The sequence below is a fragment of the Kitasatospora sp. NPDC002040 genome (genome assembly GCF_040296785.1).
Classification (GTDB): Bacteria; Actinomycetota; Actinomycetes; order Streptomycetales; family Streptomycetaceae; genus Kitasatospora.
In genome coordinates this window covers 989,687-1,010,392 of the sequence record NZ_JBEOXV010000002.1, presented here as the reverse complement: position 1 = coordinate 1,010,392, position 20,706 = coordinate 989,687, and the positions used below count along the sequence as shown (strand labels likewise).

Genomic DNA, 20,706 nt, shown 5'->3' with positions numbered 1-20,706 from the left:
GACCGCAGACGGGTAGTGCAGCGTGCCGCAGATTCTGGTTGACCATTCGGCCGGCCTCGACCTCGACCGGGTCGGTCTCGCCAAGGAGTTGCACGTGGCGATCACCGAGGTGATCGACGCGGAGGTGGCGGCGTGCAAGGCGGTGTTCCGGCCGGCCGCGGAGTACGTGGTGGGTGACGGGACGTCGGACGAGGCACTGGTGCTGGTGGAGATCAAGATCCTGGCGGGCCGCAGCAGCGAGCAGCGGGCCGAGCTGACCCGGCGGGTGCACGAGCTGCTGCTCGCGCACGTGCGGGTGCCGGTCGCGATCGGGGTGCAGGTCACCGAGCTGGACCGGGCCACGTATCGCTTCGAGCACCACCCGGCGAGGTAGCGTACCGCTCCGTGACTACCTGGATCTGGGCCGCGGTCGCGGTCGTGCTGTTCGGCATGTACCTCAGTTGGACGGCGGGACGGCTCGACCGGCTGCACGCCCGGATCGACGCGGCGAAGGCCTCGCTGGACGCGCAGTTGCTGCGGCGGTCGGCGGTGGCGCTGGAGCTGGCGACCTCGAAGCAGCTGGACCCGGCCGCGTCGATCCTGCTCTACCAGGCGTCACATGCCGCCCGGCAGGCGGAGGACGACCACCGGGAGGTGGCGGAGAGCGAGTTGAGCCTGGCGCTGCGTGCGGTCTTCGCCGATCCGGAGCAGGTCGCGGCGCTGACCGCGGTGCCCGGCGGGGAGGACACCGTGAAGGAGCTGACGACGGCGGTGCGGCGGGTGCCGATGGCGCGGCGGTTCCACAACGACGCGGTGCGGGCGGCCCGGGCGGTGCGCGAGCACCGGCTGGTCCGCTACTTCCGGCTGGCCGGGCGGGCGCCGTTCCCGCTGGCGTTCGAGATGGACGACGAGCCGCCGCTGGTACTGACTCCGCAGGGCGCCCCGGCCTGACCCCATAAGGAGGGAAATCGGTGGCTGTTCAGCCTCTTTGTCGTAACCCGTAGGCCCTTCTGGCCCGGATGGTGCGTGGTCCGCGCCCCGTTCGGGCCTACGATAGGGCGATAGCACTGGTTCATCTTCGAGTGAGGTCTCACGTGTCCACCACCCCCATCACCGCTGACCAGCCGCAGATCGGCACCGCCCGCGTGAAGCGCGGAATGGCCGAGCAGCTCAAGGGCGGTGTGATCATGGACGTGGTCAACGCCGAGCAGGCGAAGATCGCCGAGGACGCCGGTGCCGTGGCCGTCATGGCCCTGGAGCGGGTGCCCGCCGACATCCGCAAGGACGGCGGCGTCGCCCGGATGTCCGACCCGAACATGATCGAGGAGATCATCGCCGCGGTCTCCATCCCGGTCATGGCGAAGTCCCGGATCGGCCACTTCGTCGAGGCCCAGGTCCTGCAGTCGCTCGGTGTCGACTACATCGACGAGTCCGAGGTGCTGACCCCGGCCGACGAGGTCAACCACTCGGACAAGTTCGCCTTCACCACCCCGTTCGTCTGCGGCGCCACCAACCTCGGTGAGGCGCTGCGCCGGATCGCCGAGGGCGCGGCCATGATCCGCTCCAAGGGCGAGGCCGGCACCGGCAACGTGGTCGAGGCCGTCCGCCACCTGCGCCAGATCAAGAACGAGATCGCCCGCCTGCGCGGCTACGACAACAACGAGCTGTACGCGGCTGCCAAGGAGCTGCGCGCTCCGTACGAGCTGGTCAAGGAGGTCGCCGAGCTCGGCAAGCTCCCGGTGGTGCTGTTCTCCGCCGGTGGCGTGGCCACCCCGGCCGACGCCGCGCTGATGCGCCAGCTCGGTGCCGAGGGCGTCTTCGTCGGCTCCGGCATCTTCAAGTCGGGCGACCCGGCCAAGCGCGCCGCCGCCATCGTGAAGGCCACCACCTTCTACGACGACCCGAAGATCATCGCGGACGCTTCCCGCAACCTGGGCGAGGCCATGGTCGGCATCAACTGCGACACCCTGCCCGAGAGCGAGCGGTACGCCAACCGCGGTTGGTAGTACCGGTCCGGTCGGCCCGCCGCGCAGCCTTGATCGCGCGGCGGGCCGCCGCACGTCCCACCGCACCAACGTGACGAAGAGGTAGTAACCGTGAACACCCCCGTGATCGGCGTCCTGGCACTCCAGGGCGACGTCCGTGAGCACCTGATCGCGCTGGCCGCCGCCGACGCCGTGGCCCGCGAGGTCCGTCGGCCCGAGGAGCTGGCCGACGTCGACGCGCTGGTGATCCCCGGCGGGGAGTCCACCACGATGTCGAAGCTGGCGCTGCTGTTCGGCCTGATGGAGCCGGTCCGCGAGCGGGTCCGGGCCGGGATGCCGGTCTACGGCACCTGCGCGGGCATGATCATGCTGGCCGACAAGATCCTGGACGGCCGGGACGACCAGGAGACGGTCGGCGGGATCGACATGACGGTCCGTCGGAACGCCTTCGGCCGGCAGAACGAGTCGTTCGAGTCCGGCGTCGCCTTCGACGGCCTGGGCGAGCAGCCGGTGCACGGCGTCTTCATCCGCGCCCCCTGGGTCGAGGAGGTCGGCGCCGGGGTCCAGGTGCTGGCCGAGCTCCCCGCGGCGGACGGTCCGGACAGCCGGATCGTGGCGGTGCGTCAGGGCAACCTGCTGGCCACCTCGTTCCACCCCGAGCTGACCGGTGACCACCGGGTGCACGAGTACTTCGTACGCATGGTCGAGAGTGCCGGTCGCTGAAGCGGCCTGCGGCACCGGTAGGATCCCTTCTGTTCATTTCCCCCTGGCGACGAAAAGGAGCTGGTGATGTCCGGCCACTCTAAATGGGCTACCACCAAGCACAAGAAGGCCGCGATCGACGCCAAGCGCGGCAAGCTCTTCGCCAAGATGATCAAGAACATCGAGGTGGCGGCCCGGACCGGTGGCAGCGACCCGGCCGGCAACCCGACGCTCTACGACGCCATCCAGAAGGCGAAGAAGAGCTCCGTCCCGATCGACAACATCAACCGCGCGGTCAAGCGCGGCGACGGTGCCGAGGCCGGCGGGGCCGACTACTCGACCATCATGTACGAGGGCTACGGCCCGAACGGCGTGGCGGTCCTGATCGAGTGCCTCACCGACAACCGCAACCGTGCGGCCTCCGACGTCCGGGTCGCGATGACCCGCAACGGCGGCAACATGGCCGACCCGGGCTCGGTCTCGTACCTGTTCAACCGCAAGGGCGTCGTCATCGTCCCGAAGGCGGACGGGGTCGACGAGGACAAGGTCTTCGAGGTCGTCCTCGAGGTCGGCGCCGAGGAGGTCAACGACCTCGGTGACTCGTTCGAGGTGATCAGCGCGGCCACCGACATGGTCGCCGTGCGCAGCGCGCTGGTGGACGCCGGGATCGACTACGACTCGGCCGACGCCAACTTCGTGGCCGACCTCCAGGTCCCGCTGGACGTCGACGGCGCCCGCAAGATCTTCAAGCTGATCGACGCCCTGGAGGACAGCGACGACGTGCAGAACGTCTTCGCCAACTTCGAGATCAGCGACGAGGTCGGCGCCGAGCTCGACGCCGAGTAGGTCGGGCAATTCGCCTGTCGCTCCGGCCCGGTGGTCCTCCCAGGACCGCCGGGCCGGTGTCGTTCGTCCGGTTGTCCGACCCGACCGGTAGCCTTCGCAGGTCGGACGACTGGAGGCGGGGCGAAGGTGCGGGTGCTGGGAGTTGACCCTGGTCTGACCAGGTGCGGAGTCGGCGTGGTGGAGGGGACTCCCGGCCGGCCGCTCACCATGGTCGGGGTCGGGGTGATCCGCACGCCCGCCGAGGCGGAGATCGGGCCGCGGCTGCTGCTGATCGAGCAGGGCCTGGAGCAGTGGCTCGACACCCACCAACCCGAACTCGTCGCGGTGGAGCGGGTGTTCGCCCAGCACAACGTCAGCACCGTGATGGGCACCGCGCAGGCCAGCGCGGTCGCGATGCTCTGCGCCACCCGGCGCGGCATCCCGGTCACCCTGCACACCCCCAGCGAGGTCAAGGCCGCCGTCACCGGCTCCGGCCGGGCCGACAAGGCCCAGGTCACCGCGATGGTGACCAGGCTGCTGCGGCTGGCCGAGCCGCCCAAGCCCGCCGACGCCGCCGATGCGCTGGCGCTGGCGATCTGTCACATCTGGCGCGGCGCGGCGCACAACCGGATCGCCGCCGCCGTCGCGAGTCAGCCCCGTCGTGCCACCAGCAGGGAGTACCGCCGATGATCGCCTTCGTCCAGGGCCCGGTCGCCGCCCTCACCCCCGGCAGCGCCGTGGTCGAGGTCGGCGGGGTCGGCATGCTGGTGAGGTGCACCCCGCGCACGCTGGCCGCGCTGCGGATCGGCGAGCCCACCCGGCTGACCACCGCGCTGATCGTCAAGGAGGACTCGCTCACCCTGTACGGCTTCGCCGACGAGGACGAGCGCGCCACCTTCGACGTGCTGCTCACCGCCAGCGGGGTGGCCGCCACCATGGCCCTCGGCATGCTGGCCACCTTCACGCCCGACGAGCTGCGCCGGATCGTCGCCCAGGGCGACGCCAAATCGCTCACCGCCGTCCCCCGGATCGGCCCCAAGCTCGCGCAGAAGCTGCTGCTGGAGTACAAGGACAAGCTCGGCGCCCCGCACGGCAGCGTCCCCGCGCAGAAGCCGATCGCCGCAGGTCCGGCCCCGTGGAGCGAGCAGCTGCACGCCGCCCTGGTCGGCCTCGGCTACGCTCCGCGCGAGGCCGACGAGGCGGTCGTCGCCGTCACGCCCGAGGCCGAGGCGCAGCGCAGCACCGATGTCGGCGCCCTGCTCAAGGCCGCGCTGCGCACCCTCAACCGCACCCGCTGATGGACTTTCAGGAGCCCGCCCAGATGAGCCCGTACGACTCCGAGGACCGGGTGGTGGCCGCGGCCGCCGACGGCGAGGACCAGGCGGTCGAGGCCGCGCTGCGGCCCAAGCTGCTGGACGAGTTCATCGGGCAGGAGCGGGTCCGCGAGCAGCTCTCGCTGGTGCTGCAGGCCGCCCGCAAGCGCGGCACCACCCCGGACCACGTGCTGCTCAGCGGCCCGCCCGGGCTGGGCAAGACCACACTGTCGATGATCATCGCGGCCGAGCTGGGCGCCCCGATCCGGATCACCTCGGGCCCGGCGATCCAGCACGCCGGCGACCTGGCGGCGATCCTCTCCTCCCTGGCCGAGGGCGAGGTGCTGTTCCTGGACGAGATCCACCGGATGTCCCGCCCGGCCGAGGAGATGCTCTACCTGGCGATGGAGGACTTCCGGGTCGACGTGATCGTCGGCAAGGGGCCCGGCGCCACCGCGATCCCGCTGGAGCTGCCCCCGTTCACCCTGGTCGGCGCGACCACCAGGGCCGGGCTGCTGCCGCCGCCGCTGCGCGACCGCTTCGGCTTCACCGGCCACATGGAGTTCTACGCGCCGAGCGAGTTGGAGCGGGTGGTGCACCGCTCGGCCGCCCTGCTGGACGTGGAGATCGACCCGGCGGGCGCCGCCGAGATCGCCGGCCGCTCGCGCGGCACGCCCCGGATCGCCAACCGACTGCTGCGCCGGGTCCGGGACTTCGCGCAGGTCAGGCACGACGGCGTGGTGGACCGGGAGATCGCGGCCCGGGCGCTGGCCGTCTACGAGGTCGACGCACGTGGTCTGGACCGGTTGGACCGGGCGGTGCTCGACGCGCTGCTCCGGCTGTTCGGCGGCGGCCCGGTCGGCCTGTCCACGCTGGCCGTCGCGGTGGGGGAGGAGGCCGAGACGGTGGAGGAGGTGGCCGAGCCGTTCCTGGTCAGGGAGGGGCTGCTGGCCCGGACGCCGCGTGGCCGGGTCGCCACCGCGGCCGCCTGGCAGCACCTCGGGATGGTCCCGCCGCCGCAGTCGCCGCGGGGCGCGGTGCCCGGGCAGCCGGATCTGTTCGGCGGCGCGAGCAGCTGATCCTCCGTCGGACGGTTCGGTTCAGGCCACAGGTCGTAAGCAAACTGTGCAGGCGGATGGTCGCCACCAACGGCGGCAGGATGACATGCTTGGCGTTGTCCGATCAGAGCGGGTCGCTTAGACTCCGCCGGACCGCCCCTCTCGACCTGATGGGCCGACCAAATCTCCACTGGCCACCCCTCGGTGGGCGGCCTGATAAGGACACCAGGCTGTGGAAACGCTCCTCCTTCCCCTGATCATGATCGCTGTGCTGTTCATGCTGTTCCGGTCCAACAAGAAGCGCCAGGACCAGGCCAAGCAGATGCGCTCCGCGATCGAGCCCGGTTCGGGCGTCCGCACCATCGGCGGTATGTACGCGCTGGTGAAGTCGGTCAACGAGGAGACCGTGGAGCTCGAGGTCGCGCCGGGCACGGTGGTGCACTACACCAAGGGCGCGATCGCCGCGGTGCTGGACCCGGAGGAGTACGACGCGATCATCAACGGCCGTCCGATCGAGGACGAGTCCGTGGACGCCGTCGACGAGGCCGATGAGGCGGACGAGAAGCCGCTCAGCCTCGACAAGAAGGACGAGTCGGACACCGACGGTACCGACGACGAGGCTCCGAAGAGCAAGTAGTACGGTCGGGCACACCCTCGGCCGCGCGCCAACCGGTCGCGCGTTCACAGGACCTCACGGGCCGTCGGGCCACCTTCCCCCTATCCGCCACCTACCGGACAGGGGTCCGGGGACCGGCGCCATGGACAGGGAGAAACGAGCAAGGTGGCATCACCCAAGTCGCGCCCGCGCGACGGTTACCCGGGGCGGGCACTGGCCTTCATCCTGGTGATCACCGTCGGACTGGTCGCCCTCATGTTCGGGACGGGCCACACCACGCCGCGTCTCGGGATCGACCTCGCCGGTGGCACCAGCATCACGCTGACCGCCAAGTCGGATGACCCTGCTGCGATCAACAAAGACAGCATGGCCACCGCGGTCAACATCATCCAGAAGCGCGTCAACGGCTCTGGTGTGACCGAGGCCGAGGTGCAGACCCAGGGCTCCAGCACGATCATCGTGAACATCCCCAAGGGGAACGGTGACAACCAGGAGGCCATCAAGAAGGTCGGCGAGACGGCCAAGCTCTACTTCCGTCCGGTCCTGGCCCTGGCGCCGACCGGTGTCGCGGCGCAGCCGCCCGCGGCCACCCCGAGCGCTGCGGCCTCGGGCGCGCCGTCGGCCACCCCGAGCGCCGGTGCCTCGGCCGCCGCGGCCCCGTCCCCGAGCGCGAGCAAGACCGCCGGGCGCGCCGTGACGGACGGCCTCAAGGCCGACCCGACCGCGAGCGCCACGCCGAGCGCGGCCGCCACGCCGTCCGCCGCTCCGAGCGCCCCGAGCGCCGCCGAGATGACCGCCGCGCTCACCCAGGGCACCGTCCCGCCGGAGCTGGCGACGCAGTTCGCCGGGCTGGACTGCTCCGACCCGAGCAAGCGGCTGGACTACCAGAGCGACCCGACCAAGAACGCGGTCGCCTGCAGCTACGACGCCGAGCAGGGCCTCTGGTACAAGTTCGCCCTCGGCCCGGTGGCCGTGAACGGCCAGGACATCGACAAGGCGCTCGCCTCCTTCGACACCCAGCAGGGTGCCGGCTGGCAGGTCCAGCTCCAGTTCAACGGTGACGGCTCCAAGGCCTTCGCCGCGACCACCGGCCAGCTCGCCACCCAGGCCTCGCCGGCCAACCAGTTCGCGATCGTGCTCGACGGTCGGGTGGTCTCCCACCCGTACGTGAGCCAGTCGATCAGCGGCAGCGCGGTCATCTCCGGCAACTTCACCCAGACCGAGGCCAAGGCCCTGGCCAACGTGCTGAGCTTCGGCGCCCTGCCGCTGACCTTCGAGACCAGCGACGTCACCACGGTCTCCCCGCAGCTCGGTGGCGACCAGCTGAAGGCCGGCCTGGTGGCCGGCGGCATCGGCATGCTGCTGGTGGTGCTCTACTCGCTGGTCTACTACCGCGGCCTCGGCCTGGTGTCGATCGCGGGCCTGGTGGTCTCCGCCGCGCTGACCTACGCGATCATGTCGCTGCTCGGCGCGGGCATCGGCTTCGCGCTGAACCTGCCCGCGGTCTGCGGCGCCATCGTGGCGATCGGTATCACCGCGGACTCCTTCATCGTGTACTTCGAACGGATCCGCGACGAGGTCCGCGACGGCGCCCCGCTGCGCCCGGCGGTCCAGCGCGCCTGGCCCCGGGCCCGGCGCACCATCCTGGTCTCGGACTTCGTCTCGTTCCTCTGCGCCGCCGTGCTCTACCTGGTCTCGGTCGGCAAGGTGCAGGGCTTCGCCTTCACCCTCGGCCTGACCACCGCGCTCGACGTCGTGGTGATCTTCCTCTTCACCAAGCCGCTGATCACCCTGCTGGCGCGCACGAAGTTCTTCGCCGAGGGCCACAAGTGGTCCGGCCTGGACCCGAAGCGCCTGGGTGCCCGTCCTCCGGTGCGCGGTCGTCGCCGCACCTCCGCCACCGCAGCGAAGGAGGTCTGACGCGATGTCACGCTTCAGCAACCTCGGTCACCGTCTCTACCAGGGTGAGGTCAGCTTCGACTTCGTCGGACGGCGCAAGCTCTGGTACAGCCTCTCCGCCCTGATCGTGCTGATCGCCGCCCTCGGGCTGGCGCTCGGCCTCAAGCTCGGCATCGAGTTCCAGGGCGGTTCGGTCTACACGATCACCAAGCCGGGTCTGACGGTGGCCCAGGCCAAGTCCGCCTCGGAAGAGATCCTGCACGACACGGCCGCGCTGGTGCAGTCCACCGACAAGGGCACCATCCGGATCCAGGTCAGCTCCGAGGAGCAGCTCCCGGCGACCACCTTCGTCGCCGAGCTCTCGTCCAAGCTGGCCGTCCCGGCCGACGACATCAACGCCCAGGTGGTCGGCCCCAGCTGGGGCGAGGAGATCTCCAAGAAGGCGCTGCTCGGCCTGGTGATCTTCATGGTGCTGGTCACCATCTACCTGGCCATCGCGTTCGAGTGGCGGATGGCGATCGCGGCCCTGGTGGCGCTGATCCACGACCTCCTGATCACCATCGGCGTCTACGCCCTGGTCGGTTTCGAGGTCACCCCGGGTACCGTGATCGGCTTCCTGACCATCCTCGGCTACTCGCTCTACGACACGGTGGTCGTCTTCGACACCGTGAAGGAGAACGCCAAGGGCATCACCAAGCAGAACAAGCGCACCTTCAGCGAGGCGGCCAACGCCGGCCTCAACCAGACCCTGGTGCGCTCGATCAACACCACCGTGGTGGCGCTCCTCCCGGTCGCCGCGCTGCTCTTCATCGGTGGCGGCCTGCTCGGCGCGGGCACCCTGAACGACATCTCGCTCGCCCTGTTCATCGGCCTCGCCGCCGGTGCGTACTCCTCGATCTGCGTGGCGACCCCGCTGTACGCGCAGCTCAAGGAGATGCAGCCGGAGATGAAGGCGCTGGCCAAGCGGGTCGCGGCCCGCCGGGCCTCCGACGCCAAGGAGGCGGCCGAGAAGGCCGCGTCCGGCGAGACGGACGCGCCGCAGGACGACGAGGAGGACGGGGAGCCGACGGGTATCGTCGGTAACCGCAACCAGCCGGTCAGCCGGTCCCGCACCAAGGGCCGTCCGTCCGGCAAGCACTGACCGAATCGTCGAAGGACCCCCGTGACCTCTCCCGACCCCGTCCTGGCCGAGCTGCTCAACAGCCGGATCAGGGACGTACCGGACTACCCGAAGCCCGGCGTGCTGTTCAAGGACATCGCGCCACTGCTCGCCGACGCCGAGGCCTTCGCGGCCCTCACCACGGCGCTGGCGGACCGGGCCAGGGCGCTCGGTGCGACCAAGGTGGTCGGTCTGGAGGCACGGGGGTTCGTGCTGGCCGCCCCGGCGGCCTTCGCGGCCGGGCTCGGCTTCGTGCCGATCCGCAAGAAGGGCAAGCTGCCCGGTGAGGTGCACGCGCAGTCCTACGACCTGGAGTACGGCTCCGCCACGCTCGAGGTGCAGTGCGACGCGTTCACCCCGGGGGAGCGGGTCCTGGTGGTCGACGACGTGCTGGCCACCGGCGGCACCATCGGCGCCTCGCTGGACCTGGTCCGCCGGGCCGGCGCCGAGCTGGCCGGCGTGGTCGTCCTGATGGAGCTCGGCTTCCTGGACGGCCGCGAGCGGCTCGCCCCGCACCTGGGCGACGCGCCGCTGGAGACCCTGGTGACGGTCTGAGACCTGCGGGACCACTGAGGCACGGGCATCCTGAGGATGCCCGTGCCTCAGCCTTTACCAGGGCTCGGTACCATGAAGAATCATCCGTTCCCCTTCTCGTGCGAGGGGAAGGCACCGCGCCACGAGGAGTGTCCTTGCCCGACGAGGTTGTGCCCACGGCCAAGGCCGCCGCCCCCGACAGTCGGCCCACGCCCTCGGGGGCCACCCCGGTACGGTCGACGCCGCCCCCCGCAGTGGTCAAGCCCTCCGCCACCGGCGGCATGCGGGCCCGGCTGGCCCGCCTCGGCGGTCAGCGCAGCACCGTGCTCAACCCGGTGCTGGAACCGCTCTTCCGGACCATCAGGGCCCAGGACCCGAAGGCCGACCCGGCCCTGCTGCGCGACATCGAGCGCGCGTACGAGATCGCCGAGAAGTGGCACCGGGGCCAGAAGCGCAAGAGCGGCGACCCGTACATCACCCACCCGCTCGCAGTGTCGACCATCCTGGCCGAACTCGGGATGGACGCCGCGACCCTGATGGCGGGTCTGCTGCACGACACGGTGGAGGACACCGACTACGGCCTGGAGACCCTGCGCAAGGACTTCGGCGACTCGGTGGCCCTGCTGGTCGACGGCGTGACCAAGCTGGACCGGGTGAAGTTCGGCGAGGCCGCGCAGGCGGAGACCGTCCGCAAGATGGTGGTCGCGATGGCCAAGGACCCCCGGGTCCTGGTGATCAAGCTGGCCGACCGGCTGCACAACATGCGCACCATGCGGTACCTCAAGCGGGAGAAGCAGGAGCAGAAGGCCCGCGAGACGCTGGAGATCTACGCCCCGCTGGCGCACCGGCTGGGCATGAACACCATCAAGTGGGAGCTGGAGGACCTCGCCTTCGCGATCCTCTACCCCAAGATGTACGACGAGATCGTGCGTCTGGTGGCCGAGCGGGCGCCCAAGCGGGACGAGTACCTGGCCACCGTGATCGACCAGGTCCAGGGCGACCTGCGGGGCGCGCGGATCACCGCCCAGGTGACCGGCCGTCCGAAGCACTACTACTCGGTCTACCAGAAGATGATCGTGCGAGGCCGCGACTTCGCCGAGATCTACGACCTGGTGGGCATCCGGGTCCTGGTCGACACCGTCCGCGACTGCTACGCGGCGCTGGGCACCATCCACGCGCGGTGGAACCCGGTGCCGGGGCGGTTCAAGGACTACATCGCGATGCCCAAGTTCAACATGTACCAGTCGCTGCACACCACGGTGATCGGTCCCGGCGGCAAGCCGGTCGAGCTGCAGATCCGTACCTTCGACATGCACCGCCGCGCGGAGTACGGCATCGCCGCGCACTGGAAGTACAAGCAGCGCGCGGTGGCCGGCGCCTCCAAGGTCCGCACCGACACCCCGTCGCAGGTCCGCAAGGACGACAAGGCCGGCGCGGTCAACGAGATGGCCTGGCTGCGGCAGCTGCTGGACTGGCAGAAGGAGACCGAGGACCCGAGCGAGTTCCTGGAGTCGCTGCGGTTCGACCTCTCCAACAACGAGGTCTTCGTCTTCACGCCCAAGGGTGACGTGATAGCGCTGCCGGCCGGTGCGACGCCGGTGGACTTCGCCTTCGCGGTGCACACCGAGGTCGGGTACCGGTGCATAGGAGCACGGGTCAACGGCCGGCTGGTGCCGCTGGAGTCGACGCTGGAGAACGGCGACGCGGTGGAGGTCTTCACCTCCAAGGCGGAGAACGCCGGGCCGTCCCGGGACTGGCTGGGCTTCGTCAAGTCGCCCCGGGCCCGGAACAAGATCAAGGCCTGGTTCTCCAAGGAGCGCCGCGAGGAGGCGATCGAGCAGGGCAAGGAGGCGATCGCCCGGGCGATGCGCAAGCAGGGTCTGCCGATCCAGCGCATCCTCACCGGCGACTCGCTGGTCACGCTGGCGCACGAGATGCGCTACCCGGACATCTCGTCCCTGTACGCGGCGATCGGCGAGGGCCACGTCGCGGCGCAGAACATCGTCCAGAAGCTGGTCCAGGCGCTCGGCGGCGAGGACGGCGCGACCGACGACCTGGCCGAGACGGCGACCCCGACGACCCATCAGAACCGGGCCACCAGGCGCCGGGCGAAGGGCGACCCGGGCATCATCGTCAAGGGCGTGGACGACCTCTGGGTCAAGCTCTCCCGCTGCTGCACCCCGGTGCCGGGGGACCCGATCGTCGGCTTCGTCACCCGGGGCAACGGCGTCTCGGTGCACCGGGCGGACTGCGTCAACGTCGAGTCGCTGACCCAGCAGCCCGAGCGGATGATCGAGGTCGAGTGGGCCGCCACCCAGTCCTCGGTCTTCCTGGTGGCGATCCAGGTCGAGGCGCTGGACCGGTCCCGACTGCTCTCGGACGTCACCCGGGTGCTCTCGGACCAGCACGTCAACATCCTGTCGGCGGCGGTGCAGACCTCCCGGGACCGGGTGGCGATGAGCCGCTTCACCTTCGAGATGGGCGACCCGAAGCACCTCGGGCACGTGCTCAAGGCCGTCCGCGGCGTCGAGGGCGTGTACGACGTCTACCGGGTCACCTCGGCCCGGAAGTAGGGCGGCAGACGGAAAGGACCCCCACCGCCGGAAGGCGGTGGGGGTCCTTTCTTTCAGCGGCCGGTCGATCCGATCAGCCGCTGAACTCCTGCAGGCTCTTGAGGGCCTGGTCGAGCAGCTCCTGCCGGCCCGCCAGCTCCTTCTCCAGCTTGGCGACCTTGCTCGCGTTGCCGGCCGCACGGGCCTTGTCCAGCTCGCCCTGGAGCTTGTCCACGGCGGACTGCAGCAGGCTGCTCATGCCGGTGGCCCGGGCGCGGGCCTCCGGGTTGGAGCGCTGCCACTCGGCGTCCTCGGCCTCGCGGACGGCCCGCTCGACCGTGTTCAGCCGGCCGTCCAGCTTCGGCTTCGCGTCGCGCGGGACGTGGCCGATCGCCTCCCAGCGCTCGCTGACGTCCCGCAGTGCGGCCTTGGCGGCCTTGAGGTCGGTGATCGGCAGGATCGCCTCGGCCTCGACCAGCAGGGCCTCCTTGAGCTTCTGGTTCTCGCCCTGCTCGGCGTCCCGCTCGCTGAAGGTGGCCGAACGGGCCTGGAAGAAGACGTCCTGCGCGCCCCGGAACCGGGCCCACAGCTCCTCCTCCGCGTCCCGCTGGGCGCGGCCCGCCGCCTTCCAACTGGTCATCAGGTCCCGGTAGGCGGCGGCGGTGTCACCCCACTCGGTGGAGTTGGAGAGCGCCTCGGCCTGGGCGACCAGCTTCTCCTTGACCGCGCGGGCCTCCTCGCGCTCGGCGTCCAGGGTGGCGAAGTGCGCCTTGCGGTGCTTGGAGAAGACCGAGCGGGCGTGCGAGAAGCGGTGCCACAGCTCGTCGTCGCTCTTGCGGTCCAGCCGGGGCAGGCCCTTCCAGGTGTCCACCAGCGCGCGCAGCCGGTCCCCGGCCTCCCGCCACTGGGTCGACTCGGCGAGCTGCTCGGCCTCGGCGACCAGCTTGTCCTTGGCCGCCCGGGTCTCGTCCTGGGCCTTGGCCTTGGCCGCCTTGCGCTCGTTCTGCCGGGTCTCGATCTCGCCGGTCAGGGTGTCCAGCCGCTTGGCGAGCGCCGCCAGGTCACCGACCGCGTGCGCCTCGACCACCTGCGCGCGCAGGTGGTCGAGCGCGGTCTGGGCGTCCTTGGTGGCCAGGTCCGTCTTGCGGACCCGGTGCTCCAGCAGGGCGATCTCGGCCGCCAGGCCCTGGAACTTGCGCTCGAAGTAGGCGAGGGCCTCCTCGGGGGAGCCTGCCTGCCAGGAGCCGACGACGCGCTCGCCGTCAGCGGTCCTGACGTAGACGGTCCCCTGCTCGTCGACACGGCCCCACGGGTCGCTGCTCACAGCGCGCCTCCTCCACATGACGTCGCGGTCCGCACGGAGCGCGTACGTCGTCCACAGTTGATGTGCGGCGGACCGATGGAGTCCGCCGTCCGAGCCGTCTGGGTGGTGCGCCGAGGGTGACGGCCGACGGTCAGGGCACCCTATACAACAAGCAAGATAGGCGACCAGCACCGGCGTTGTCCGTATCCGGGCCGGGCGGGTTCCGGCGTGGCCGGGCCCCGGTCGCCCGGGGCCCGGCCACGCTGCGGATCAACTCTTGGTCGCGGTCACCGAGTTGAGCACCACGTTGGCGTTCGGCGCACCGTCGCCGCCCCCGCCCTGGACACCGCCGCCGGCGATGTTGGTGAGCACGTCGAGCCCACCGGTGATCTTCCCGAACGGGGTGTAGTTCGGGGGCAGCTGGGTGTCCTTGTAGACCAGGAAGAACTGGCTTCCGTTCGTGCCCGCACCGGCGTTGGCCATCGCGACGGTGCCCGCCGGGTAGGTCGCGCCGGTCAGGTTCTCGTCCGCGAACTGGTAGCCGGGGCCGCCCGAGCCGGTGCCGGTCGGGTCGCCGCACTGGAGCACGTAGATGCCCTCGGTGGTGAGGCGGTGGCACTTCACGTGGTCGAAGTACTGCTCGCTGGCCAGGTAGGCGAAGGAGTTGACGGTGTGCGGGGCCTTGGCGGCGTCCAGCGCGATGGTCACCTCGCCGCAGCTGGTGGCCAGCTTCGCGGTGTAGCCGGCCTTGGTGTCGATCGCGAGCGGCGGCTCGGTCTTCCACTGCTTGCCGTTCGGCGCACCGGCGGCCGGCGGCTCGCAGCCCTTGACCGGGACGGCCGCGGCGGTGGGCGTCGGCGCCGCCTTCGCGGCGGTGTCCTTCGCCTTGGGGTCGGAGTCGAAGACCCCGCCGGCCCAGGCGCCGCCGGCGGCGATCACCACGACGGCGAGGGCGCCGCCGATGACCGCGTTCCGCCGCTTGGCCTTCTTCTGGGCCTCGGCCCGGCGCTCCGCCTGCCGCTCGTACTTCTCGCGGGCGAGCTGACGTCGACGCTGTTCGCTGGTGACCACCGGCCGTGTCTCCTGAAAGGTGGGGGGTTCTTCGGATGCTGACTTCGGGAATGCTGCTGCGGATCATCGCATCCACAGGCGGCCAAGTGTAGGGACCTCGTGTGTAAGTACGAGATCAGCTGTGAAGGTCCGGGGTCACGATTCCGCCGATAGGACGGCCCCGGACTCGCGCACAACCGGTTAGGAGCCGGTGCGGTGCCGCCGGTAGGCTGCAGGTGGTCCATTCAGGGGCCGCCAGCCGATCGATACCCGATTGAGAGGAATCACGTTGTTCGTCGCCGGATTTCCCGCCGGAGCCTGGGGCACCAACTGCTACCTGGTCGCGCCGGCAGCCGGTGAGGAGTGCGTGATCGTCGATCCCGGGCACGAGGCGACGCAGGGGGTCGAGGACCTGATCCGCGAGCACCGGCTCAAGCCGGTCGCGGTGCTGCTGACGCACGGGCACATCGACCACATCGCCTCGGTGGTGCCGGTCTGCGGCGCCAAGGGCATCCCGGCCTGGATCCACCCCGAGGACCGCTACATGATGGCCGACCCGGCCCGCGGCCTGGGCCGCTCGCTCGGGCAGCAGATCATGGGCTCGATCACGGTCGGCGAGCCGGACGACGTACGGGAGTTGACCGATCGCAGCGTGCTGGAGCTGGCCGGTCTGAGCCTGACGGTCGATCATGCGCCCGGCCATACCAAGGGGTCGGTGACCTTCCGGACGCCTTCGCAGGACGACATCCCACCGGTGCTGTTCTCGGGCGACCTGCTGTTCGCCGGCTCGGTAGGGCGTACGGACCTCCCGGGGGGAGACGGCGAGGCGATACTCCGCTCGCTGGCCCGGGTCTGCCTGCCCCTCGACGATTCCACCGTGGTCCTCTCCGGCCACGGCGGCCAGACCACCATCGGCCGTGAGCGCGCCACCAACCCCTACCTCCAGCAGGCGGCGGGAGCGCTCGACGCTCCGGCCTTCCCGCGACGAGGAATGTGACGGATAGAGAAGTTGAGCACCTTCGCCGCCCCCAAGGGCACCTACGACCTGCTGCCGCCGAGCTCCGCCACCTACCTGGCGATCCGCGAGCGGCTGTCCGCTCCGCTCCGGCGCTCCGGCTACGGCTACATCGAGACCCCGGTCTTCGAGGACATCAAGCTCTTCTCCCGGGGCGTCGGTGAGTCCACCGACATCGTCTCCAAGGAGATGTACAGCCTGACCACCAAGGGCGGCGACGAGCTCGGGCTGCGGCCCGAGGGCACCGCCTCGGTGGTCCGCGCGACGCTCCAGGCCAACCTGCACAAGCTCGGCAACCTGCCGGTCAAGCTCTGGTACTCCGGCTCCTTCTACCGCTACGAGCGGGCCCAGAAGGGCCGCTACCGCCAGTTCGCCCAGATCGGTGCCGAGGCGATCGGTGCCGAGGACCCGGCGCTGGACGCCGAGTTGATCATCCTGGCCGACGACGCGTTCCGCTCGCTCGGGCTGAGCGACTACCGGCTGCTGGTCAACAGCCTGGGCGACAAGCAGTGCCGCCCGGTCTACCGGACCGCGCTGGTGGACTTCCTGGCCGGGCTCGACCTGGACGAGGAGACCCGCCGCCGGGCCGAGATCAACCCGCTCCGGGTGCTGGACGACAAGCGGCAGTCGGTGCAGGACCAGCTGGTCGGCGCGCCGATGCTGCGCGACTACCTGTGCGGGGAGTGCAAGGCGTACGACGAGCAGGTCCGGGCGCTGCTGACCGCCGCGGGCGTGCCCTTCGTCGACGACCCCAAGCTGGTCCGGGGTCTGGACTACTACACCCGCACCACCTTCGAGTTCGTGCACGGCGGTCTCGGCGCCCAGTCCGCGATCGGCGGCGGCGGCCGCTACGACGGCCTGTCCGAGATGCTCGGCGGCCCCGCGCTGCCGTCCGTCGGCTGGGGCCTCGGCGTGGACCGCACCTTCCTCGCGATGGAGGCCGAGGGCATCGTCCTCGACCTGCCCGCCACCACCTCGGTGTACGCCGTGGCGCTGGGCGAGGAGGCCAAGAACGTGCTCTTCGGCAAGGTCGTCGAGCTGCGCCGGGCCGGGATCGCCACCGACCTCGCCTTCGGTGTGAAGACCATCAAGAACGCCATGAAGTCCGCCGACCGTTCCGGCGCCCGCTTCGCCCTGGTCGCCGGGGACCGAGATCTCGCCGCCGGTGTGGTCCAGCTCAAGGACCTGACCACCGGCGAGCAGACCCCCGTCGAACTCGAAGCACTCGTCACCACCCTGAAGGAGAAGCAGCTGTGATCCGCACGCACGACGCGGGCACGCTCCGCGCGGAGCACGCCGGAACGACCGTCACCCTGGCCGGCTGGGTAGCCCGCCGCCGCGACCACGGCGGCGTGGCCTTCATCGACCTGCGCGACGCCTCCGGCACCGTGCAGATCGTCGCCCGCGACCTGGAGGCGATCGGGGACCTGCGCTCCGAGTACTGCGTCAAGGTCGTCGGCGAGGTCCGGGTCCGCCCGGAGGGCAACGAGAACCCCGAGATCCCGACCGGCCAGGTCGAGCTCGTGGTCGGCGCCCTCGAGGTGCTGTCCGAGGCCGCCCCGCTGCCGTTCCAGGTCGCCGAGTACGAGCCGGGCACGGTGAACGAGGAGGTCCGCCTCCGCTACCGCTACCTGGACCTGCGCCGCGAGGGCCCGGCCCGCGCGCTGCGCCTGCGCTCCAAGGTGAACCACATCATCCGCACGGTGATGGAGGAGAACGACTTCCTCGACATCGAGACCCCGTACCTGACCCGGTCCACCCCCGAGGGTGCCCGCGACTTCCTGGTCCCGGTCCGGCTCCAGCCGGGCCACTGGTACGCCCTGCCGCAGTCGCCGCAGCTGTTCAAGCAGCTGCTGATGGTGGCCGGCATGGAGCGGTACTACCAGATCGCCCGCTGCTTCCGGGACGAGGACTTCCGCGCCGACCGGCAGCCGGAGTTCACCCAGCTCGACATCGAGGCCTCGTTCGTCGACCAGGAGGACATCCTGGCGCTCGGCGAGAAGGTCGTCTCCCGGATCTGGTCCGAGGTGCACGGCTACGAGCTGCCCAGCCCGCTGCCCCGGATGACCTACGCGGACGCGATGAACCGCTACGGCTCCGACAAGCCGGACGTCCGCTTCGGCCAGGAGCTCACGGACCTCACCGAGTACTTCAAGGGCACCGAGTTCCGGGTCTTCCAGGCCCCGTACGTCGGCGCCGTGGTGATGCCCGGTGGCGCCTCCCAGCCGCGCAAGCAGCTGGACGCCTGGCAGGACTGGGCCAAGGCGCGCGGCGCCCGCGGCCTGGCCTACGTGCTGGTGGACGCCGAGACCGGCGAGCTGCGCGGCCCGGTGGCCAAGAACCTGTCCGAGGAGCACCTGGCCGGCCTCGCGGCCGCCGCCGGTGCCAAGCCGGGCGACGCGGTGTTCTTCGCGGCGGGCAAGAAGACCGCCTCGCAGGAGCTGCTCGGCGCGGCCCGGCTGGAGATCGGCCGCCGCTGCGACCTGATCGACGCGTCGCAGTGGGCCTTCCTCTGGGTGGTCGACTTCCCGATGTTCGAGCCGATCGAGGACGACAAGGGCGAGTTCCAGGGCTGGCACGCGGTGCACCACCCGTTCACCGCCCCGACCGCCGAGTCGCTCGCCTCCTTCGACACCGACCCGGGCGCCGCGCTCTCCAACGCGTACGACCTGGTGCTCAACGGCTCGGAGCTGGGCGGCGGTTCGATCCGTATCCACCAGCGCGACGTGCAGAAGCGCGCCTTCGACGCGATCGGCCTGTCGGAGGAGGAGGCGCAGTCGCAGTTCGGCTTCCTGCTCGACGCCTTCAACTACGGCCCGCCGCCGCACGGCGGGGTCGCCTTCGGCCTGGACCGTATCGTCACCCTCCTCGGCGGGTACGACACCATCCGGGACGTCATCGCGTTCCCGAAGACCTCCACCGGCGGCGACCCGCTGACCGGTGCGCCGACCCCGATCACCCCGGCCCAGCGCCGGGAGGCCGGTGTCGACGCGAAGCCGAAGCAGCGCGACGAAGCGAAGTCGGAGACGGCCGAACAGGCCTGACGCTCCATCGGTACGATCAGGGCCCCGGTCGGTGCGAGGTTTGCACCGGCCGGGGCTCTCGTATCATCTCGTCCACAAAGGCGTGGAAGGATCAACCATGAACGTCAGCACCAGAGTTGAGCTCCCCTCGGACGCACCCGCGACCCGGCGGGTGCACATGGCGGCCTTCCCCGGACCGGACGAGGCCGACCTGGTGGACGCGCTGCGGCGGGACGGCAGCTGGCTGCCGGAGCTCTCCGTGGTCGCGGTGGACGAACGCGAACTCATCGTCGGCCACGTCCTGTTGACCCGGCTGGAGGTCGGCGACTCCGGCGCCCTGGCGCTCGCCCCGGTCGGCGTCGCCCCCGAGTGGCAGCGCAAGGGCATCGGCCGGCTGCTGGTCCGGGCCGCCCTCGACGCCGCGGCCGCCGCGGGCGAGAAGCTGGTCGTGGTCCTCGGCGACCCGGCCTACTACGGCCGCTTCGGCTTCACCCCGGCCGCCGACCACGAGGTCAGCGGGCCGTTCGACGTCCCCGCCGAGTACTTCCAGGTGCTGCCCCTGCCCGCGTACGACGGCACCCCGAAGGGGCACTGTCGCTACCCGGAGCCGTTCGGGGACTGTTAGGGCGGAGCCGCCGGTCAGCAGAGCTCCGAGGCCGCCGCAGGCGCCTGGAGGGTGACGGTCGCGCGGCAGCTCTCGACGAAGGCGGCCATCGCGGCGGACTGCGGGCGCTCGCGGAGCCAGTAGAGGCCGACCTGGCTGGGGCTGAGGCCGGTGACGTCGCGGTAGACGACGTCGGGGCGGGAGGCGAGGCGGCGCATGGACTCGGGGGCGAAGCCGATGCCCTGGCCGCAGGCGACCGCGGCGAGCCATTCGTCGGCGTTGTGGACCACCGTGCCGATCCGGGTGGCGCCGCCGAGCCAGTAGTCCCGCCAGAAGCCGGCCTCGGCCGGGATGGCGACGAAGGGTTCGTCCAGCAGCTCGGCCAGGTCCAGCACCTCGCGTCCGGCCAGCGGGTGCTCGACGGAGAGCACGGCCACCCGGGGCGAGACGCCGATCGGGGCACCGGCGTAGGCGGGGCCGAGGTCGGCGGGGGCGTGCCAGAGGGCGAGGTCGATCTCGCCGGTGCCGAGACCCGCGGTGACGTCGAACCAGTTGTTCTGCCGCATCCGGACCTGCCAGCCGGGCATCCGGCGGCCGAAGTCGGCCAGGGTGGCCCGGCCGACCAGGTTGATGGTGCTGCCCTCGAAGCCGACCCGGAGCAGCCCCTCGGCCTCGGTCGCGGCCTGCCGGGCGGCCCGGACGGCGCCGTCCCAGCCGTCCAGCACGGCCGCCGCGTGGACGGCCAGCGCCCCGGCCGCCGGGGTGGGGGTGACCCCGGCCCGGGTGCGCTCGAACAGCTGCACCCCGAGCAGGGCCTCCAACTGCCGGATCTGCTTGGTCAGGGTCGGCTGGGAGACGAACAGCCGGGCCGCCGCCGCGGTGAGCTGCCCCTCCTCGCAGACCGCGGCGAAAGAGCGCAACAGCCGGGTGTCGATATCCATGCCCCAAGGTTATGGAACGGTGAATTGGACCCGGGGCCGGGGGCTGCGGCAGGGTGGGCCCTCCGCCGGCGGGAGCCGGTACCGGCAGTACAGGGGTCTTCCGGTACCGGGGCCGCGCCGACCTGCGCGGGCTGCTGATCGGCCGTAA

At 70.9% G+C, this 20,706-nt stretch carries 20 protein-coding genes; 17 read left to right on the top strand and 3 right to left on the bottom strand.

Annotated elements, in window-relative coordinates; all coding sequences use genetic code 11:
- Positions 1-22 precede the first annotated feature (22 nt).
- The 13 genes from ABT118_RS09840 to ABT118_RS09780 all read left to right on the top strand — a co-directional run bounded on the left by ABT118_RS09840 (position 23) and on the right by ABT118_RS09780 (position 12,643).
- On the top strand, positions 23-373 hold the full coding sequence (locus ABT118_RS09840) for a 5-carboxymethyl-2-hydroxymuconate Delta-isomerase (protein WP_350646218.1): 351 nt from the start codon (positions 23-25) through the stop codon (positions 371-373).
- A 56-nt stretch (positions 374-429) separates the two neighbouring features.
- Positions 430-930: a hypothetical protein gene (locus ABT118_RS09835; RefSeq protein WP_350646509.1), complete on the top strand. Its 501-nt coding sequence runs from the start codon at positions 430-432 to the stop codon at positions 928-930.
- 143 nt (positions 931-1,073) lie between these two features.
- Positions 1,074-1,985 (top strand): pyridoxal 5'-phosphate synthase lyase subunit PdxS, encoded by a 912-nt coding sequence (gene pdxS, locus ABT118_RS09830; RefSeq protein ID WP_184911749.1) that lies wholly within the window; start codon positions 1,074-1,076, stop codon positions 1,983-1,985.
- A 90-nt stretch (positions 1,986-2,075) separates the two neighbouring features.
- Entirely contained in the window at positions 2,076-2,687 is a 612-nt protein-coding gene (gene pdxT / locus ABT118_RS09825; RefSeq protein WP_350646217.1) for a pyridoxal 5'-phosphate synthase glutaminase subunit PdxT, read from the top strand.
- A 66-nt stretch (positions 2,688-2,753) separates the two neighbouring features.
- Entirely contained in the window at positions 2,754-3,512 is a 759-nt protein-coding gene (locus ABT118_RS09820) for a YebC/PmpR family DNA-binding transcriptional regulator (protein ID WP_350646216.1), read from the top strand.
- A gap of 126 nt (positions 3,513-3,638) precedes the next feature.
- Positions 3,639-4,181: a crossover junction endodeoxyribonuclease RuvC gene (gene ruvC / locus ABT118_RS09815; RefSeq protein ID WP_350646215.1), complete on the top strand. Its 543-nt coding sequence runs from the start codon at positions 3,639-3,641 to the stop codon at positions 4,179-4,181.
- Positions 4,178-4,789 carry a Holliday junction branch migration protein RuvA gene (gene ruvA / locus ABT118_RS09810; RefSeq protein ID WP_350646214.1) on the top strand — a complete coding sequence of 204 codons (612 nt, stop codon included), beginning with the start codon at positions 4,178-4,180 and terminating at the stop codon, positions 4,787-4,789. The genes ruvC and ruvA overlap by 4 nt, the downstream gene beginning before the upstream one ends.
- Positions 4,790-4,812: 23 nt before the next feature.
- On the top strand, positions 4,813-5,883 hold the full coding sequence (gene ruvB, locus ABT118_RS09805) for a Holliday junction branch migration DNA helicase RuvB (protein ID WP_502884508.1): 1,071 nt from the start codon (positions 4,813-4,815) through the stop codon (positions 5,881-5,883).
- Positions 5,884-6,094: 211 nt separating this feature from the next.
- A complete protein-coding gene (gene yajC / locus ABT118_RS09800) occupies positions 6,095-6,499 on the top strand; it encodes a preprotein translocase subunit YajC (RefSeq protein ID WP_350646212.1) in 405 nt (134 codons plus the stop codon).
- Between the two features lie 144 nt (positions 6,500-6,643).
- Complete coding sequence (gene secD / locus ABT118_RS09795; protein ID WP_502884507.1) at positions 6,644-8,398, top strand: protein translocase subunit SecD; 1,755 nt, start codon at positions 6,644-6,646, stop codon at positions 8,396-8,398.
- Between the two features lie 4 nt (positions 8,399-8,402).
- A complete protein-coding gene (gene secF, locus ABT118_RS09790; RefSeq protein ID WP_350646211.1) occupies positions 8,403-9,518 on the top strand; it encodes a protein translocase subunit SecF in 1,116 nt (371 codons plus the stop codon).
- A gap of 21 nt (positions 9,519-9,539) precedes the next feature.
- Positions 9,540-10,091: an adenine phosphoribosyltransferase gene (locus tag ABT118_RS09785; protein ID WP_350646210.1), complete on the top strand. Its 552-nt coding sequence runs from the start codon at positions 9,540-9,542 to the stop codon at positions 10,089-10,091.
- A 149-nt stretch (positions 10,092-10,240) separates the two neighbouring features.
- Positions 10,241-12,643, top strand: a complete 2,403-nt coding sequence (locus ABT118_RS09780; protein WP_502884517.1) for a RelA/SpoT family protein — start codon at positions 10,241-10,243, stop codon at positions 12,641-12,643.
- A 73-nt stretch (positions 12,644-12,716) separates the two neighbouring features.
- Here the strand turns inward: ABT118_RS09780 and ABT118_RS09775 are convergent, their stop codons facing one another.
- Positions 12,717-13,946, bottom strand: coding sequence for a DUF349 domain-containing protein (locus tag ABT118_RS09775; protein WP_350646208.1), 1,230 nt, complete (start codon positions 13,944-13,946; stop codon positions 12,717-12,719).
- Positions 13,947-14,195: 249 nt separating this feature from the next.
- A complete protein-coding gene (locus tag ABT118_RS09770) occupies positions 14,196-14,996 on the bottom strand; it encodes a peptidylprolyl isomerase (RefSeq protein WP_350646207.1) in 801 nt (266 codons plus the stop codon).
- Between the two features lie 268 nt (positions 14,997-15,264).
- Here ABT118_RS09770 and ABT118_RS09765 point away from each other — a divergent pair, with 268 nt between their 5' ends.
- From ABT118_RS09765 to ABT118_RS09750, 4 genes are all read left to right on the top strand, one after another.
- The gene (locus tag ABT118_RS09765; protein WP_350646206.1) at positions 15,265-15,972 is read left to right on the top strand and encodes an MBL fold metallo-hydrolase; all 708 of its coding nucleotides are present in this window, start codon (positions 15,265-15,267) and stop codon (positions 15,970-15,972) included.
- Positions 15,973-15,984: 12 nt separating this feature from the next.
- Positions 15,985-17,247, top strand: a complete 1,263-nt coding sequence (hisS, locus tag ABT118_RS09760; protein WP_350646205.1) for a histidine--tRNA ligase — start codon at positions 15,985-15,987, stop codon at positions 17,245-17,247.
- Positions 17,244-19,034, top strand: a complete 1,791-nt coding sequence (aspS, locus tag ABT118_RS09755; protein ID WP_350646204.1) for an aspartate--tRNA ligase — start codon at positions 17,244-17,246, stop codon at positions 19,032-19,034. The genes hisS and aspS overlap by 4 nt, the downstream gene beginning before the upstream one ends.
- 97 nt (positions 19,035-19,131) lie before the next feature.
- Positions 19,132-19,638: a GNAT family N-acetyltransferase gene (locus tag ABT118_RS09750; RefSeq protein WP_350646203.1), complete on the top strand. Its 507-nt coding sequence runs from the start codon at positions 19,132-19,134 to the stop codon at positions 19,636-19,638.
- Between the two features lie 14 nt (positions 19,639-19,652).
- On the opposite strand, the gene ABT118_RS09745 is transcribed toward ABT118_RS09750, so the two are convergent.
- A complete protein-coding gene (locus tag ABT118_RS09745; RefSeq protein WP_350646202.1) occupies positions 19,653-20,558 on the bottom strand; it encodes a LysR family transcriptional regulator in 906 nt (301 codons plus the stop codon).
- Positions 20,559-20,706: the final 148 nt, after the last annotated feature.